Source organism: Caballeronia terrestris, assembly GCF_001544515.1.
GTDB lineage: Bacteria > Pseudomonadota > Gammaproteobacteria > Burkholderiales > Burkholderiaceae > Caballeronia > Caballeronia terrestris.
Window position 1 is genome coordinate 39,255 of sequence record NZ_FCOL02000013.1, and the last position, 15,439, is coordinate 54,693.

Here is a 15,439-nt window from a genome sequence, read left to right on the forward strand (position 1 = left end):
TACCCCAGCATATCAACGGGAAGCGGCCTCAAGAAGCCCAAATGTCATAGATAAGGGCGCCAACAACTCAGGTGAGACGCATCATCTCGACGACGCGATCGGCGATCGCAAGCGACGCCGTCAGCCCCGGCGACTCGATGCCGAACAGGTTCACGAGCCCGCGCACGCCATGCGCGGACTTGCCCTGGATCATGAAGTCGGCGGCGGCCTGGCCGGGGCCGGAGAGCTTCGGCCGAATGCCCGCGTAGGCCGGTTGCAGCGCGCCGTCGGGCAGGCCCGGCCAGTACGCGCGGATCGCGGCGTAAAACGCGTTCGCGCGTTGCGGATCGACGTCGTAGCTGATCGACTGCACCCACTCGACGTCCGGCCCGAACTTCGCCTGCGCGCCGAGATCGATCGTGAGATGGACGCCGAGGCCGGCTTCGTTCGGCATCGGGTAGATCAGGCGGTCGAACGGCGCGCGGCCGCTGACGCTGAAATAATTGCCCTTCGCGAAGTAGAGCGGCGGGACGTGGCGATCGTCGAGGCCGCGGATCTTGCGCGCGATATCGTTCGCGAACAGGCCCGCGCTATTGACGAGGTGCGTGGCGCGCAGACGCGTGGGCGTGGCGCCGCCGGTCTCGATGATGAAGCAGCCTTCGCTCGCGTCGATCGCGGTAACGGGCGTGTGGAACGCGATGTTCGCGCCGTCGCGCTCGGCGTCGCCTTGCAGCGCGAGCATGAACTGATGGCTGTCGACGATGCCGGTTTCCGGCGACCAGACCGCCTCCACGCATCGCAATTGCGGCTCCATCGACATCGCCTCGGCGGCGCTCAAACGTTGCAGCCCGGTGACGTGATTCTCGATGCCCTTTTGCTCGATCGCCGCGAGTTGCGGCACCTGGTTGCGCGCGGTCGCGACGAGCAGCTTGCCGCAGCGCTGGTGCGGCACGCCGTGCGACTGGCAGAATTCGTAGAGCATCGCGCGGCCGCGCACGCAAAGCTCGGCCTTCAGCGACCCGCGCGGATAGTAAATGCCCGCGTGAATCACCTCGCTGTTGCGCGAACTCGTGCCGATCCCGACCCCTTCGCCCGCCTCCAGCACGACGACTTCGCGGCCGCGCGCCGCGAGCGCCCGGGCGATCGCTAGTCCGACCACGCCCGCTCCAATCACTACGCATTCGATCTGTTCCATGTCTTTTCCGTCGCAGGTTCATCCAATGCATTCTACTTTCTGGACTATTGCGTGTTGCACAACAACCGCACATGAATTAGATCGTTTTCTGCACAGATTTCAGAAAAGGCAAGAAATCGTCTGTTTTGAGCCGAAAAAGCCGCCTTTCGACGGCCTTTTTGGCAAGTTTTAAAACAACGGGCTTTCAGAATCCGATCGCCTTCTTGCGCGAATTGTGGTCGATCTGGATGTCGCGCGCCTCCACCTGATGCCGCGAATCGATGCGCGCGTTGCCGAACGCGTTGAGCATCGCCCGGCGCATCGCGCGCGGCGAGGCCTTCGTCAGCGCGTCGAGCGGCGCGTCGCCGAGCGTTTCCGGGAAGCGCCGGCCCCACACGTGCGCGTTGCGGATTTCGGCGTAGATCGCCTGCGCAATGCGGCGCGCGCCGTCGCGATCGGGCGGCGGAATCTCGTACACGTTCATGCGGTTCAGGAGCGGCTCGGGGATCGCGCGAGCGTCGTTGGCGGTCGCAATCCAGACGACGTTGCCCGCGTTGATCGGCACCTCGGCGAATTCGTCGACGAAGGATTCCGCCGTGTCGTGTTCGAGCAGCGCGTAGAGCGCGCCGAGTGGGTCGTACTGGGCGTCGCCGGTGGCTTTGTCGATTTCGTCGACGGTGATGACCGGGTTCGCGTAGCTGCCGTTGACGAGCGCGTCGAAAACCTTGCCCGGCTTGGCGTTGCGCCATTGCGACGACGCGCCCGACAGGATCCAGCCGGCGGTGAGCGAACTCATCGCGACATAGTGGCTTGTCGTGCCAAGCAGCCGCGCGAGTTGTTTCGCGAAATGCGTCTTGCCGATGCCGGGCTCGCCGAGCAGCAGGATCGGCATGAGTTCGAGGCGATCCTCGGTTTCGAGACAGAGCGCAATCTGCTTGCGGATATCGGCGAGCGGCTCTTCGAAGTTGGGCAGATTGCCGACGAGATCGTCGATCGACGGCATGCGGTTCGGCTTCACGCAAAAGCGCAGGTTGCCGACCTTGAGCATTTTTTCGTAGGTGGCGCGAAGGGCTTCGCTCGAGCTTTCGGAGAGATCGTTCAGCGCGGTCTCGACGTCGTCGAGACTGAAGACCTTGCTGAACGATGCGACCGCAAGCTCCTGTTTGACCACGGCTGTCGTCATGTCACACCCCGTCGTTTTCTATAGTCGATGAGGTCAGTGTATCGACGACAAAAGGGCTGGCAAGCGAGCAGTCGTGGGGGGGTGCTGCTAATTTGGGAGGGGTTTTGAGGGACGTGCGCCGCGCAATCACACGTCAGTGCTGGCTGGCTGCTCGGCCTGCTCGGTATGACACCACCCGCGCGGCGTCTCGCGCATGACGAAATGCAGCGTGCGCTCGGTCACATTCAGCGCAGTTACTAGATTCTTGATGGCTTCGTCGCCGTCCGCGTGTTGCAGATAGATGGCGCGCATGGCGAAATCCGCCAACCGCGCGACGGGCTCGACGGACTTTTCCCACTTCGCGATGGCCTGGTCGGTCTTGTCCATCAACTGGCCGACCGCGCTTTGAGACAAGCAGAGCGCTTGACGCAGATAGCGGAATACGGCGCCGGTAAGCGGTGTGATTTTTCGCGTCAGCGCGATGCAGACGGCCTTAATGAGGCCATCGAGATCGTGGAAGGAGACGGCCTTTCCGTAAGACGTATCAATCTTCTTACTCAAAAGTCTACTGACAATATGGGGACAGCTTCGTCAACAAGTATGACAAAAGCGCCTCACCCCAACCCTCTGTATCATCGACGCATTCCTACCCGGCCAAACCCGCCACATCCGGGAGCAAATCCTGCTGTCTGGCGCAAAGCTGAACCCGCCGCACATCGCGGTGTCAGAAACACGTTCCCGACCCGCGGGCCGCCCAGCGTGAAAAAACGCCTCGCCACCCCGCATTCCAGGAGAATCCTTTCGATGCTGAAACACCCCGCCGCCCGCCTGCTGACCCCGCTCCTCCTTGCCGCATCGCTCGCCGCGCCTTTCAGCGTAGAAGCACAGTCGTCCGCGTCGCAGCCGGTGAAGTGGGAGCTTCAGGTACTGCGCGACGGCCAGCAGATCGATTCGTTCTCCGCGACGACCAACGTCGGCCAGGCGCGCACCGACACGCATCACAACGTCGTGAAAAACAGCGTAGGCTGCGCAGACAAACCGGCCGGCGACATCGACTTGCAACGCACACTGACCGTCTCCCCCGTCCACGCATCAGCCGACGACATCACGCTCGCAATCGAAGCGCAGGAGACGCTCGAAGAAGCCACGTCGCGCACGACCGCGCAGGGCTGCAAGTTGCCGCCGCAGCCGCGGGTCGTGAACGCGTCGCATCCGGGCCTCGTGCTCAAGCCCGGCGAATGGTCGAACTGGACGATCGTCGACAAGAATCCCTCGCTGGCGTATCGGGTGCGGGCCAGCCTGAACACCGCGGCGGCGGCTCAATGACGGCCTGAGTGTCCGGCGGGCCGCGCCGCTCAAAAACACCAAACGCATGCGAAACCCCGAACTTTTACCGCGCAGCTTTCCGACCGGCCATCAACCGCCCGAATTCGTCGCGGTGAGCTGGAACCTGCACAAGGGCCGCTCGCCGCTCGGGCTCCAGGCCTGGAAGGCGATGCAGCGCTGGGTCCAGTCCACCAACGCCGACGCCTATTTCCTCCAGGAAGCGATGGCCCGGCGCATGCCGCAGCCGATGCTCGCCACCGGCTTCGGCAATCCGCTCGACGCCCCGCCCGACGACATCTGGCATTGCCAGGCGACCGAAATCGCGACCTCGCTCGAATTGCAGATCGCGCTCGGGCCGAACGTGTTCAAGCCTTCGTGGCGTCATGGAAACGCGATTTTGTCGCCGCATCCGCTCGATCTCTCCGGCCGCTGGGACATCTCGGCGCATCGTTTCGAGCGGCGCGGGCTGCTCGTCGCGCGCGCGACCTTCGCCGGCCGCGCGATCACGCTCCTGTGCGCGCACCTCGCGCTGACGCGCCAGGCGCGGCTGCGTCAGATGAACTGGATCGCGCACTGGATCGCGAAGGAGGCGCCGGACGGCCCGCTCGTGCTCGCGGGCGATTTCAACGACTGGCGCAACGATTCCGTGCCGCTCTTCGGCGAACTCGGGATGCACGAGGTGGCGACGCTGCTCGGCGAATCAGGGCGGACGTTTCCGGCGTTTTCGCCGGCGCTTGCGCTCGACAAGATGTTCATCCGTGGCATGAAACCAGTCGAATGGATCACGCCGACGCAGGACACCGCGTGGCTCTCCGATCACCTTCCGTATATGGCGAAGCTGCGCGTGGAGTGACCTGAAGCGTTGAAGCGTCAGAAATTGCGCTTGTGGTCCGGCCCGAATGAGCCGTCGATCAGCGTTTCGAGATCGGCGAAGGAAACCGGCTTGACGATGTGATGATCGAAACCTGCGGCGGTGGCGCGCGCCCGGTCGTCGGCGCCGCCGAAACCGGTGAGCGCGAGCAGAAGCGCAGCGCGCGTCGACGGGAGCTTGCGCAGCTCGCGTGCAACCGCGAAGCCGTCCATCCCCGGCAAACCGATGTCGCAGATCACGACTTCCGGCCTGAATTCATCGACGATGGCGAGCGCGCTCGCGCCGTCGTGCATCGTGCGCACGTCGTGGCCGAGCGTTTCGAGCAACATCGAAAGGGCTTCCGCCGCGTCGGCGCTGTCGTCGACGAGAAGGACGCGGCGCGCGGGCGCCGTGCCATCATTGGCACCGGTCGTCGTGTTCATGGGGTCCCCGTGGTCCGCTGAATGCGCGCGGCATCGCCGGCGCACTTATTGAGATAAACGCGGCCGACTGTAGCACACGGTTTCCGGCGGAGTAAATCCGGCACAGGCCTCTAATAATGGCCATCCGGCGCTTGCTTGACCGGCCTCAAAATCGACGACGGCACAATTTCGGGATAATCGATGCGCACGGACTCGCCGTCGCGCGTCTGCTATCGTGATTCTTCTTGCCGCGCGACGCGGCCGGATTTCACGTCTCCCAACATGTTCGACCTTTTCGACGACATCCCCAAGCCGGACATCGACTGGCAGCCGGACTGGCTTCCCGCCGACACCGCCTCCGACCTGATGGCGGCGCTGATCGACGAAGTCTGCTGGCGGCAGGACACGATGACCACGCCCGGCGGCCGCGTGCCGCTGCCGCGCCTCACCGCGTGGCAGGGCGAGCCGGACGCCGTCTACACGTACTCGGGCATTCGCAACGTGCCGCAGCCGTGGACGCCCGCCGTCGCGGAATTGCGGCAGCGCGCGGAGGACGCGTCGCGGGTGCGCTTCAACAGTGTGCTGCTGAACCGCTACCGCACGGGTCAGGACAGCATGGGCTGGCACGCCGACAAGGAACGCGAGCTCGGACCCGAGCCGGTGATTGCTTCGGTGAGCCTCGGCACGACGCGTACGTTCGAATTCCGCCACGCGCGCACGCACGCGACGCACACGCTGCCGCTCTCGCACGGCAGCCTGCTCGTGATGCGCGGGCGCACGCAGCTCGAATGGGTGCATCGCGTGCCGAAAGAGCCGGAGGCGCGCGGCGAGCGCATCAATCTCACTTTTCGATGGATAGACGCGAACGCCGCGCCGAAGGCCAGGTCGCGACGTACGTGATCCGCGCTACGGCCGTTTAGCGACGAAATCGATCTCGACGAGCGCATCGCGCGCAAGTCCCGTCACGCCGATGCAGGTCCGCGCTGGCAGCGGCTTCGGCACAAAATATGACTTGTAGACGGCGTTCATCGCGTCGTAGTCGCGCTTGAACTCGGTCAGGAAGATGCGCACGCTGACCACGCTGTCGAGCGTCAGACCGAGTCCGCCGAGCACGAGGATCAGGTTGTCCATTACGCGCCGCGTCTGGGCCGCGACGCCTTCGGGGAGCGGGGCGTTGTCGTCGGCGGGATCGGTCGGCATCTGGCCGGTCAGGAACACCCAGCCGTCGGCTTCCGCCGCGTGGGAGAACGGGCCGACAGGCGTCGGCGCGTTTTCGACCATGGTGAATTTGGGTTGCTGGGGCACGGGCGGTCCTTTTCGTGTTGAGTGAGGCGGTTACGGTAGCGCGTCAAAAAGGCCGCCCGTCATCTCACGCAAACGCCTTGTGATACGCGTTCAACGCCGGCGCCCCGCCAAGATGCACGTACAGCACGTTCGCGCCCGGCTCGAACTCGCCCGCCTTCGCCATGGCGATCAGGCCCGCCATCGATTTCCCCTCGTACACCGGATCGGTCAGCATCGCCTCCAGCCGCGCGGCGGTGCGGATCGCGTCGATCGTCGCCTCGTCCGGCAAGCCGTAGTCCGGACCGGCAAAGCGCGGATCGATGATCACGTCGGCGTCGTCGATTGGCTTATCGATGCCGATCAGCTCCGCCGTCTGCCGCGCGATCTTCGTGACGGCGCGGCGCGTCATCGCTTCGTCGCAGGCCGTGTCGATGCCGATCAGCCGGCGCGGCCGCTCTTGCGCCTTGAAGCCCGCGACCATGCCGCCCTGCGTCGAACCGGTGCAGGTCGCGGTGATCACGGTATCGAAGAACACGCCCGTCTCGTTTTCCTGGCGCGCGAGTTCGTCGGCGAAATTGGCGTAGCCGAGGCCGCCGAGCGGATGATCCGACGCGCCCGCCGGAATCGCGTACGGCTTGCCGCCCTCGCGGCGCACCTGTTCGAGCGCGCGTTCCCACGTCTTTTTCACCTCGGTCGAATAGCCCTCGCCCTCGAGCAGCGTCTCGGCGCCCATCAGCCGCGATAGCAGGATATTGCCGACCTTGTCGTAGACGGGATCGTCCCAGTGCGTCCATTCCTCTTGCACGAGCCGGCAGCGCATGCCGAGCACCGCGGCCACTGCCGCGACCTGCCGCGTGTGATTCGACTGGATGTTGCCAATCGAGACGAGCGTGTCGGCGCCTTGCTTCACGGCATCGGCCGCGAGCCATTCGAGCTTGCGGATCTTGTTGCCGCCGAACGCGAGCCCCGACGAGACGTCGTCGCGTTTCGCCCACACCGAGACGCCGAGCGCCTTCGACAGCCGTTCGAGCTTGTGGACCGGCGAGGGAAAGAAGCCGAGCGAGACGCGGCCGAAGCGCTTTTCGAGGTCGAGTGCCATGAGTGAGGTCCTTGGTTCGTGACAAAGAAAGAAACCTCATTCTAGGAATTAGTGCGCGGAATGTGCTTCGTACAAAAATCGCGTTCAATGTAGTATGTTTTCTTCAATGCTTTAAATCGAACATATGGTTTGTAGCTAGGCTATTAAACAAAAAAATCTTCACCATGACCGAACTCGATGCCACCGATCGCAAGATCCTCCGCGCCCTTCAGAACGACGGCCGTCTGAGCAACGCCGAACTGGCGAAACTCGTCGGCCTGAGCGCGGCGGCGTGCTGGAACCGCACGAAGCGTCTCTTCGACCTGCGCGTAATTCAGGGCGTGCACGCGCGTATCGACCCGGCTGCCGTGCAGCGGCCCGTGCTGGTGCTGGTCGGCGTGGTGCTCGACCGCTCGACGCAGGAAAGCTTTGCGCTCTTCGAAAGTGCCGCGCGCGAGTTGCCGCAAGTGCTCGAATGCGTGCTGGTCGCGGGCGACGTCGATTATTTCCTCAAGGTGCGCGTGCGCGATCTCAACGCGTTCAACGTGTTCCATAGCGAAAAGATCCTCGGCCTGCCGAACGTGCGGCAAGTGCGAACCTTCTTCGTCATGAACGAGGTCAAACTCGACGGACAATTGCTTTTCTGACGCTTCTTGCGAACCAAAACATGCTGCCTTTCCCCATCCTGCTGGAAGTCGTAATCCGCATGCTGTCGGCGGTAGGGATCGGCTGCATCATCGGGCTCGATCGCGATCTGCACGGCAAGCCCACCGGCATGAAGACGCTCGGCCTCGTGTCGCTCGGCGCCTGTCTCGCGACGATGTCCGCGCAGGGTTTTTCGATGCAACCGCTCACCGCCAACGCTGACGTGTCGCGCGTCGTGCAGGGCATCATGACTGGCATCGGCTTTCTGGGCGCGGGCGTCATCATCCAGAATCCGAGCCTGAACCGGATTCGCGGGCTGACCACGGCCGCGTCGATCTGGGTGACGGCGGCGGTAGGAATCGTGTGTGGTTTGGGGCTGTGGAGCGTCGCGCTGATCGCGACCATGATTCTGATCCTGCTGCTGACGGCCGGGCGGGTCGTCGAGAAGGCGCTGCACCGGCAATGGATGAAGAAGCCGCCCGAAGAACGCGAGGCGCGCGCCATGCCCGACGACGACTGAGCGCCGCCGTCAATAGGAAGTCGTCAGAACCGGTAGCCCACGCCCGCGAGAATCACGTCGGTGTCGCGGTTGTAGCGCGTGACGATGCGGTTCCATGTGACGCGCGTCGTCCAGTGCTCGCCGAACCGGTACGCCGCCGACATCGAGACGATGCCGGCGAAGCGGTCGTCGGTGTCGTTGTCGCCGGTGACGTCGGTGTTCGACCGCTGGTTCAGCGCGATGTAGACGCCCGCGCCGACGCCGAGCGTAAAGCGATCGCTGAAGAAGGCGCGCGTCGCCCAGAGTTGGGTCGTGAGGCCGTCGCGGCGCACGAGATCGCTGTTGCCTTCGTGCAGATAGCCGACCGTGACGTCCATGTATTTCATGAGGCCGCGGCGATAGTCGAGCGCGGCGGCAAGCGATGTTTCCGACCCCGTACTGTTGACGATCGTCTGGCCGAGAAAGGCGGTGACTTCGTTGCCGGTGACGCGGGTCGTGCGGTCGGGCGCCCAGTCGCGCGGGCCGGGGGTATCGGGGGCGTCGAGCTGATAGGCCACGCCGAGCATCGCCGCCGACGTATTCGGCCCGCGCTGCACCTGCACGCGGTTCAGCTGTAATTGCGCGATCCATCGGTTCGCCATGTAGTACTGCGCGCGCACGCTGTACACGACGCCCCACCCGTGCAGGTCGGAATAACTGCCGCCGTCAGAATCGGTCGAGGTATCGAAATAACGATATGGACCGACGCCCGCCGAGAGCACGAAGCGCCGGTTCGCGAGCGGCAGGCGCGCCCAGCCCTGGATCAGATGGCCGTCGCGATGATGGTTGGTGACGTGGCCTTCGTTGAGCCAGGTGAAACTGGCGGCGAAATATTCACCCAGACCTTCCTCGTAGGACCCCGCCCAGGAATACGTGTGCTCGCCGATACCGCGCGATACGCCACCCATCAGCGACAGTTCCTGCGCGTGGAGCGTTCCGGAGGCGGAGATAAGAAGGAAAGCGGCGAGGGCAAAGGGCGTCAAGCGCTCGAATCGCTGGTCGCCATGACACAGCGGCGTCGGACGGTACCGGGGAGATAAAGGCATGCGCGTCGTCCGGCTTGGAATCAAGTCAGGATCGTAGCAGCGTCTTGCTCGAAGCGCCGTCGAGCGTCCTCAAAGCACGAACGGCGACGAGCTCTTTGTTCTCTTCGCCGTTCGTTCAATCCTTACCAGCCATGCCGATCATGCCAGCGTTCCTCGCGACGCTCTTCATGGCGCCAGTGGCGTTCGCGACGCCATTCGCGACGCTCGCGCCATTCGCGTTCGCGCCAGCCGTCGTAATCGCCGTAGCCGCCGTACGCCACCGCTACCGGCGGCGGCGCGACATACACCGGCTGCGGCGCCGCGTAATACGCCGGCACGCCGATCCCGACCGCGAGATCCACATGCGCCGATGCCGCCGTCGACGCCGCCAGCACCGCCAGTCCCAAAGCCGCCCCGATCATCTTCTTGTTCATATCGCTTCTCCTTGCACCGAGTGCAATGTCAGTGACTACGGAACGCAGTCTAGAGGGCGATATCCGATACAAGTGCTACAGCGAAGCCAGAAAGGTAACGCGTCGTAACGGCCGTCGAGCGGGACTCAGCGCACGCGCTGACCCTTTTCATCGATGACGACTTCGCCGTCCTCCTTCGCAAACGGCCCCTGCTGCGGCGACGGCAGGATATCGATCACGAGCTCCGACGGACGGCACAGCCGCACGCCGAGCGGCGTCTCGACGAAAGGACGGTTGATGAGGATCGGATGGGCCAGCATGGCGTCGATGAGCTGATCGTCGGTGAGGGCGGGGTCGCCGAGGCTCAGTTCGGCGTACGGCGTGCCCTTTTCGCGCAGCGCGTCGCGCACCGACATGCCCGCGCGTGCGAAGAGGTTCGTGAGCGTCGCGCGGTCCGGCGGCGCGACCAGGTATTCAACGACCCGCGGCTCGATGCCGGCGTTGCGGATCAGCGCAAGCGTGTTGCGCGACGTGCCGCACTGCGGGTTGTGGTAGATCGTGACGGTCATGATGTTTCCTCGCGGTTTGCGCCGTGTTCGAAGGCGGTCATTCACCATTTTAGTGTCACCCCGGCCGATCTATTCGCGCGCCCTGAATCGATATCGAATGGCGGAAATGTCATCTGCAAGCCAGACTCGGCGCGCATCGCGACGAGCGGCGCGATTGTGCTGTCAATTCGCGCATCGGCACGCTATAACCAAACTGCAGTGCGGCTTTACATACCTTGTCTAGCTTGCGTACCGGACCTCGCGTCCGTAAAAGCCGGCATCTCACCGGCGCACCGCTCTGCAGTTTTCGCGGTAACAGTCCAACTAGTTCGGCACGCTGGTGTGACCGGCTGATGACCGACGCATTTCCGCCCAGCGCGACTCTGCCCCTTTCTCGCGGCACGCGCCTTGCAAGCGGAGAACCGAGCCCGCCGATCGTCAGTGCGGGACCCCTGTGATCAGCGCTTCATGAAAGGAGTCGCTATGAAAGCCCGTTTGGTATTGACGACGCTCGTCGCTTCCCTCGTAGCTGTCGGAGGCCTTGCAACCGCGCAGGAAACGTATCGCACCGCCCAGCCGCCGATGCAGGGCGCGGACACCACCGGCCAGCAGATGGCGCAGCCCGGCATGCAGCAGGACGCGAACGCGCCCGCCCAACCCGCCGATAGTTCGTATGGCGGCGCGCCGGCAACCCGCAGCGTGGCGGGCGGCATGACGTCGAAGCCGTGCGTGCGCGGCACGCAATGCGATATCTTTTTTGGCCAGTGACGTGTGCAATGGGGAGAATCCCGTCGAGGCGTTGTCCTCCGGCGGATTCTCCTCTTCGATCGTAGGAACCCATGACACGCGATGATTTCTCGCCGAACTGGCGAGCGAAGGATTTCAGAAAATCGTGACGGTCACGCGCGAGGCGGGCCAGTCACTCGATACCCACACGCATCCGTTCGAGGCGAAGGCGTTGATCGTCGAAGGCGAATTGACGATTCGCGCACGCGAGTCGGAGCGACGGTTTCAGGTGGGCGATGTCTTTCATCTGGCTTCCAACGAGTCGCACTCGGAAAGCTACGGGCCTTCCGGTGTCGTGTATCTCGTCGGGCGGAAATAGACGCGTTTCAGCGCCTTTCAAGCTCACAACATCGATTTGCCCTGCGCGAGAATCTTGTCGCAGACCTGCTTTGTGACCTGCTCTTTCAGTCCGCCGCCGCTCAAGTCGACTTTCTGCCCGCTGCTGCTGCTGAGGATGCCTTTGGCGCCGTCCGTGTAGCCGCTGTCCGACGACGACGATCCGCCCAGCTTGCCCATCAGCGAATCTTTCACCGACGATGCGCCGCTGCCGCTCAGGTAATTGTTCTTGATGCAGTATTCTATGATGCCGGTGACATTGCCGAGGCTGCCGGAACTGAGCGACTGGCCCGACAGCGCGAGCTGCCGAGACCGCCTAATCCACCCGCCGCGCCCGTCGCGCCTGTCGCGCCACCGTTGTTTTTCAGGAGATCGCCGAGTTGGGCATGTGCCGGCGGCAAGCAGGCGATGGTCGCGAAGGCCGCCGCGATGGTGAGGGTTGTTCGCAGTTTCATGCTCGTCACCTTTTCGAGGGCAGGTAGGTTCTTACTATAGTGCTTTTCGGCGACCGCGCTTTTCACCGCGCCGCCATCCGCTCCGCGCGCCTCACCCGCAGCCGCTCCAGCATCAGCGCTCCGATCACACTCGCCTGCGCGATCAGCACCAGAATCACCACGCATATCTCCACCCGATACCTCTCCAGCAGCGAATCCGGCCGATGCAGAAACCGCGTGTCCGCCGGAACGAGATTCGGATCGATTTTCCAGCGTTCCATTTCCCGCATGTCGACGGAAACTATTGAGGGCGGCGCCGGCATGATGACTGGCGAACGCGTGCCCGGATGGCGAAGGATGCGCAACGCCATTTGTCCGGCGAGCGTGCCCTGCTCCGCCCAGCTCGAAATCGATCCGCCGATGATCCCCGCGCCGAGATACGTATCGAAGAAGCTGTAGATCGGCGAATGCGCTCGCTCCGCGAAAAGCGAGATGAGATCGCGCGGGATGAAAGTCCGGCCGCGTGCGTCGCGGAACACGCTCGAGTACAGGATGATCGTCTGCGGCGGCAACTGGGCGACGCGCTCCAGCATGTCTTCGATCGGGACGTCGGAGATCCAGATCACCGGGAGGTCCTTGAAGCGGCTCGACACCACGCTCTCCACTCGCCCGCGCCACGCCTGATCGTACGACGACGTACCCGCGATCACCGCGATACGGTCGGCGTTCGGCTGGAAGCGCCGGGCCAGATCGAGCGTCCCGGCGACATCGAACGCGATGCGCACGCCCGACACGCGCGCCGACAGCGTGTGCGTGCGGAAATAATCGTCCGGAATGCCGCAGAAGACGATCGGGACATCGGGCCAGAGCATGTCCGCGTTGCGCTCGAGGAATTCGAGCGCCGGCTGGCGCAACGCGATGATGATGTCGGGCTTGCGGCTCGCGAACTTGCTGTTCAGATACTGCGTGACGACGGCATCCGGCACCGGACTGCTGGATTCGAGCGTGTGAAGCGGCTCGGTGATGAACTCGGTGGACGCATCGGTGGCGCGCGAGAAGACGTCGCGAATGCCGCGATCCTGCGCGACGGCTGAGGGCAGATAGGGATCGCCGCCCTGCATGATTAGGACGCGCCAGCGCTCGGGCGGCAAGTGCGTGCTGTACGCCGATGCGCTGAGCGTGAGCGGGATCGCGATGACGAGGGCGCTCGCTAGTCGCGCGATGGAGCAGCGTCGCCTGCGATGCGAGCGGATTCGAGCGAAGCAGGGTGTCATCTTCCGGCCTCTCTGGAGAAACGCGGTCGATCGGGGACGGGCTGAGGTTTGCGCTTCAGCGCGGGGTGTCGCGTGGTCGCATTGCTCTGATTCTAGTGCGACAGCAATGCTGCAAGGGGGTGGATTGCGATAGTGCTAAATGCGGTACCCAGGCGGCGTGTGTGTGGCGGAAGGTGAAACAATCGTGGGGTAGACGCCAAAGCGATCATGCCGGCGGGACGCCGGCATGATCGCTTTCGTTTGTCGTCTCACGGACGGTGAAAAAACCTCACTCCACCGTAACCGACTTCGCCAAGTTCCGTGGCTTATCCACATCCGTCCCACGCGCACACGCAGTGTGATAAGCCAGCAACTGAAGCGGCACGACGTGCAGGATCGGCGAGAGCGGCCCGTAATGCTCCGGCATCCGGATCACGTGGATACCATTCTCGCTGACGATCCGCGTACCCGCATCGGCAAACACATAAAGCTCGCCGCCACGCGCCCGCACTTCCTGCATGTTCGACTTCAGCTTTTCCAGCAGCGTGTCGTTCGGCGCCACCGTCACCACCGGCATCGCTTCCGTCACCAGCGCGAGCGGCCCGTGCTTCAACTCACCCGCCGGATAAGCCTCCGCGTGGATATACGAAATTTCCTTGAGCTTCAACGCACCTTCCAGCGCGATCGGATAGTGCAGTCCGCGTCCGAGGAACAGCGCATTCTCCTTGCGCGCAAAGTCTTCGGCCCACGCGATGATCTGCGGTTCCAGCGCGAGCACGCTGTTCAGCGCCGCAGGCAAGTGCCGCAACTGCGTGAGATAAGCCGTTTCCTGCTTCGCATCGACAAAACCGCGCATCTTGCCGAGCGTCACGGCAAGCACGAACATCCCGACGAGCTGCGTCGTGAACGCCTTCGTCGATGCAACGCCGATCTCCGTCCCTGCATGCGTGAGGAACGACAGTTCCGTCTGCCGCACCATCGCGCTCGTCCCGACGTTGCACACGGCCAGCGTGTGCTTGTGCCCGAGCGATTGCGCATGTTTCAACGCAGCCAGCGTATCCGCGGTCTCGCCCGATTGCGAGATCACCACGACGAGCGCCTTCGGATCCGGCACCGACTCGCGATACCGATACTCGCTCGCGATCTCGACCTGCGTCGGAATCTTCGCGATCGATTCGAGCCAGTACTTCGCCGTCAGCCCCGAGTAGTAGCTCGTGCCGCACGCGAGAATCAGCAAGTTGTCGATACCGTCGAACGCTTGCTTCGCGTTCTCGCCGAAGATCGATGCATCGAAATGATCGGCTTGCGGGATCGTGTCGGTGATCGCGCGCGGCTGCTCGAAGATTTCCTTCTGCATGAAGTGGCGATACGGCCCGAGTTCCACCGCGCCGCCGTAAGCCGCGACCACGCGCACTTCGCGCACGGCGGGCACGCCTTCGCGATCGACGATCTTCACGCCGTCGAGCGTGATCTCCACGACGTCGCCTTCTTCGAGGAACGCGAAGTGATCGGTGCTGCCGGCAAGCGCGAGCGCGTCCGATGCAAGGAAGTTCTCACCGTTACCCACGCCGACGACGAGCGGCGAACCCTGCCGCGCGCCCACCACCGTATGCGGCTGGTCCTTGTGCATCACGGCGATCGCATACGCGCCGTGCAGTTGCTTGACGGCCTCGCGCACGCTCTGGAACAGGTCGCCGCGATACATGCTGTGGATCAAGTGCGCAATGACTTCGGTATCGGTCTGCGAGACGAACTCGTAGCCCTTGTCGCGGAGCATTTCACGCAGCGACTCGTAGTTCTCGATGATGCCGTTGTGTACGAGCGCCAGCGCATCGCGCGAGAAGATCGGGTGCGCGTTGTCCGTGACGGGCGCGCCGTGCGTTGCCCAGCGCGTGTGGGCGATGCCCGTCACGCCGTCGAGATGCGAGTCGCGCACCTGGGCGTCGAGATCGGATACGCGCGAAACGCTGCGGGCACGCTTCGGCGCGCCGTTGCTCATGACGGCGACGCCGCACGAGTCGTAACCGCGATATTCAAGCCGGCGCAGTCCTTCGACCAGCACCGATACGATGTTGCGCTGCGCGACCGCGCCGACAATTCCACACATGGTTTCTCGTCCTTCTCTAAGTTTGTTTGCAACGCACGCTGTGGGTGCCGCTGCTGCTGCGATCAATCGATATTCGTGA

18 protein-coding genes and 1 pseudogene are annotated in these 15,439 nt (G+C 63.8%); 7 read left to right on the top strand and 12 right to left on the bottom strand.

Features of this window, described 5'->3' with window-relative positions:
- Window positions 1-67 precede the first annotated feature (67 nt).
- From AWB67_RS13430 to AWB67_RS39530, 3 genes are all read right to left on the bottom strand, one after another.
- Window positions 68-1,174 carry an NAD(P)/FAD-dependent oxidoreductase gene (locus AWB67_RS13430; RefSeq protein ID WP_087656745.1) on the bottom strand — a complete coding sequence of 369 codons (1,107 nt, stop codon included), beginning with the start codon at window positions 1,172-1,174 and terminating at the stop codon, window positions 68-70.
- Between the two features lie 184 nt (window positions 1,175-1,358).
- Window positions 1,359-2,336: an AAA family ATPase gene (locus AWB67_RS13435; RefSeq protein ID WP_087656746.1), complete on the bottom strand. Its 978-nt coding sequence runs from the start codon at window positions 2,334-2,336 to the stop codon at window positions 1,359-1,361.
- A 126-nt stretch (window positions 2,337-2,462) separates the two neighbouring features.
- Complete coding sequence (locus AWB67_RS39530; protein WP_125477594.1) at window positions 2,463-2,702, bottom strand: hypothetical protein; 240 nt, start codon at window positions 2,700-2,702, stop codon at window positions 2,463-2,465.
- Between the two features lie 417 nt (window positions 2,703-3,119).
- Here AWB67_RS39530 and AWB67_RS13445 point away from each other — a divergent pair, with 417 nt between their 5' ends.
- Both AWB67_RS13445 and AWB67_RS13450 read left to right on the top strand, forming a co-directional pair.
- Window positions 3,120-3,641, top strand: coding sequence for a hypothetical protein (locus tag AWB67_RS13445; protein WP_087656748.1), 522 nt, complete (start codon window positions 3,120-3,122; stop codon window positions 3,639-3,641).
- Window positions 3,642-3,687: 46 nt separating this feature from the next.
- A complete protein-coding gene (locus AWB67_RS13450) occupies window positions 3,688-4,494 on the top strand; it encodes an endonuclease/exonuclease/phosphatase family protein (protein WP_087656749.1) in 807 nt (268 codons plus the stop codon).
- Between the two features lie 17 nt (window positions 4,495-4,511).
- Here the strand turns inward: AWB67_RS13450 and AWB67_RS13455 are convergent, their stop codons facing one another.
- Window positions 4,512-4,934: a response regulator gene (locus AWB67_RS13455; protein WP_087656750.1), complete on the bottom strand. Its 423-nt coding sequence runs from the start codon at window positions 4,932-4,934 to the stop codon at window positions 4,512-4,514.
- Window positions 4,935-5,195: 261 nt separating this feature from the next.
- Between AWB67_RS13455 and AWB67_RS13460 the strand changes: the two genes are divergently transcribed.
- The gene (locus AWB67_RS13460) at window positions 5,196-5,813 is read left to right on the top strand and encodes an alpha-ketoglutarate-dependent dioxygenase AlkB family protein (protein WP_087656846.1); all 618 of its coding nucleotides are present in this window, start codon (window positions 5,196-5,198) and stop codon (window positions 5,811-5,813) included.
- A gap of 6 nt (window positions 5,814-5,819) precedes the next feature.
- Here AWB67_RS13460 and AWB67_RS13465 read toward each other — a convergent pair whose 3' ends face one another.
- The gene (locus AWB67_RS13465; protein ID WP_200822230.1) at window positions 5,820-6,194 is read right to left on the bottom strand and encodes a RidA family protein; all 375 of its coding nucleotides are present in this window, start codon (window positions 6,192-6,194) and stop codon (window positions 5,820-5,822) included.
- A gap of 88 nt (window positions 6,195-6,282) precedes the next feature.
- The gene (locus tag AWB67_RS13470; protein ID WP_087656752.1) at window positions 6,283-7,296 is read right to left on the bottom strand and encodes a 1-aminocyclopropane-1-carboxylate deaminase; all 1,014 of its coding nucleotides are present in this window, start codon (window positions 7,294-7,296) and stop codon (window positions 6,283-6,285) included.
- A 164-nt stretch (window positions 7,297-7,460) separates the two neighbouring features.
- Between AWB67_RS13470 and AWB67_RS13475 the strand changes: the two genes are divergently transcribed.
- A complete protein-coding gene (locus tag AWB67_RS13475; RefSeq protein WP_087656753.1) occupies window positions 7,461-7,922 on the top strand; it encodes an Lrp/AsnC family transcriptional regulator in 462 nt (153 codons plus the stop codon).
- A gap of 20 nt (window positions 7,923-7,942) precedes the next feature.
- The gene (locus AWB67_RS13480) at window positions 7,943-8,440 is read left to right on the top strand and encodes an MgtC/SapB family protein (RefSeq protein ID WP_235025144.1); all 498 of its coding nucleotides are present in this window, start codon (window positions 7,943-7,945) and stop codon (window positions 8,438-8,440) included.
- A gap of 23 nt (window positions 8,441-8,463) precedes the next feature.
- Here AWB67_RS13480 and AWB67_RS13485 read toward each other — a convergent pair whose 3' ends face one another.
- From AWB67_RS13485 to arsC, 3 genes are all read right to left on the bottom strand, one after another.
- Window positions 8,464-9,504 (bottom strand): putative outer membrane beta-barrel protein, encoded by a 1,041-nt coding sequence (locus tag AWB67_RS13485; protein ID WP_087656754.1) that lies wholly within the window; start codon window positions 9,502-9,504, stop codon window positions 8,464-8,466.
- 122 nt (window positions 9,505-9,626) lie between these two features.
- Entirely contained in the window at window positions 9,627-9,917 is a 291-nt protein-coding gene (locus tag AWB67_RS13490) for a hypothetical protein (RefSeq protein WP_087656755.1), read from the bottom strand.
- Window positions 9,918-10,042: 125 nt separating this feature from the next.
- A complete protein-coding gene (gene arsC / locus AWB67_RS13495; protein ID WP_087656756.1) occupies window positions 10,043-10,465 on the bottom strand; it encodes an arsenate reductase (glutaredoxin) in 423 nt (140 codons plus the stop codon).
- 462 nt (window positions 10,466-10,927) lie between these two features.
- On the opposite strand from arsC, the gene AWB67_RS13500 reads away from it, so the two are divergent.
- Together AWB67_RS13500 and AWB67_RS13505 are read left to right on the top strand one after the other, a co-directional pair.
- Window positions 10,928-11,212: a hypothetical protein gene (locus AWB67_RS13500; protein ID WP_087656757.1), complete on the top strand. Its 285-nt coding sequence runs from the start codon at window positions 10,928-10,930 to the stop codon at window positions 11,210-11,212.
- Between the two features lie 124 nt (window positions 11,213-11,336).
- Window positions 11,337-11,549 (top strand): cupin domain-containing protein, encoded by a 213-nt coding sequence (locus tag AWB67_RS13505; RefSeq protein WP_235025145.1) that lies wholly within the window; start codon window positions 11,337-11,339, stop codon window positions 11,547-11,549.
- A 23-nt stretch (window positions 11,550-11,572) separates the two neighbouring features.
- On the opposite strand, the pseudogene AWB67_RS13510 reads toward AWB67_RS13505, so the two are convergent.
- The 3 genes and pseudogenes from AWB67_RS13510 to glmS all read right to left on the bottom strand — a co-directional run bounded on the left by AWB67_RS13510 (window position 11,573) and on the right by glmS (window position 15,360).
- Window positions 11,573-12,021 (bottom strand): annotated as a pseudogene (locus tag AWB67_RS13510) (DUF2501 domain-containing protein).
- Window positions 12,022-12,083: 62 nt separating this feature from the next.
- A complete protein-coding gene (locus tag AWB67_RS13515) occupies window positions 12,084-13,274 on the bottom strand; it encodes an ABC transporter substrate-binding protein (protein ID WP_087656759.1) in 1,191 nt (396 codons plus the stop codon).
- A 268-nt stretch (window positions 13,275-13,542) separates the two neighbouring features.
- Entirely contained in the window at window positions 13,543-15,360 is a 1,818-nt protein-coding gene (gene glmS, locus AWB67_RS13520) for a glutamine--fructose-6-phosphate transaminase (isomerizing) (RefSeq protein WP_087656760.1), read from the bottom strand.
- Between the last annotated feature and the right edge of the window lie 79 nt (window positions 15,361-15,439).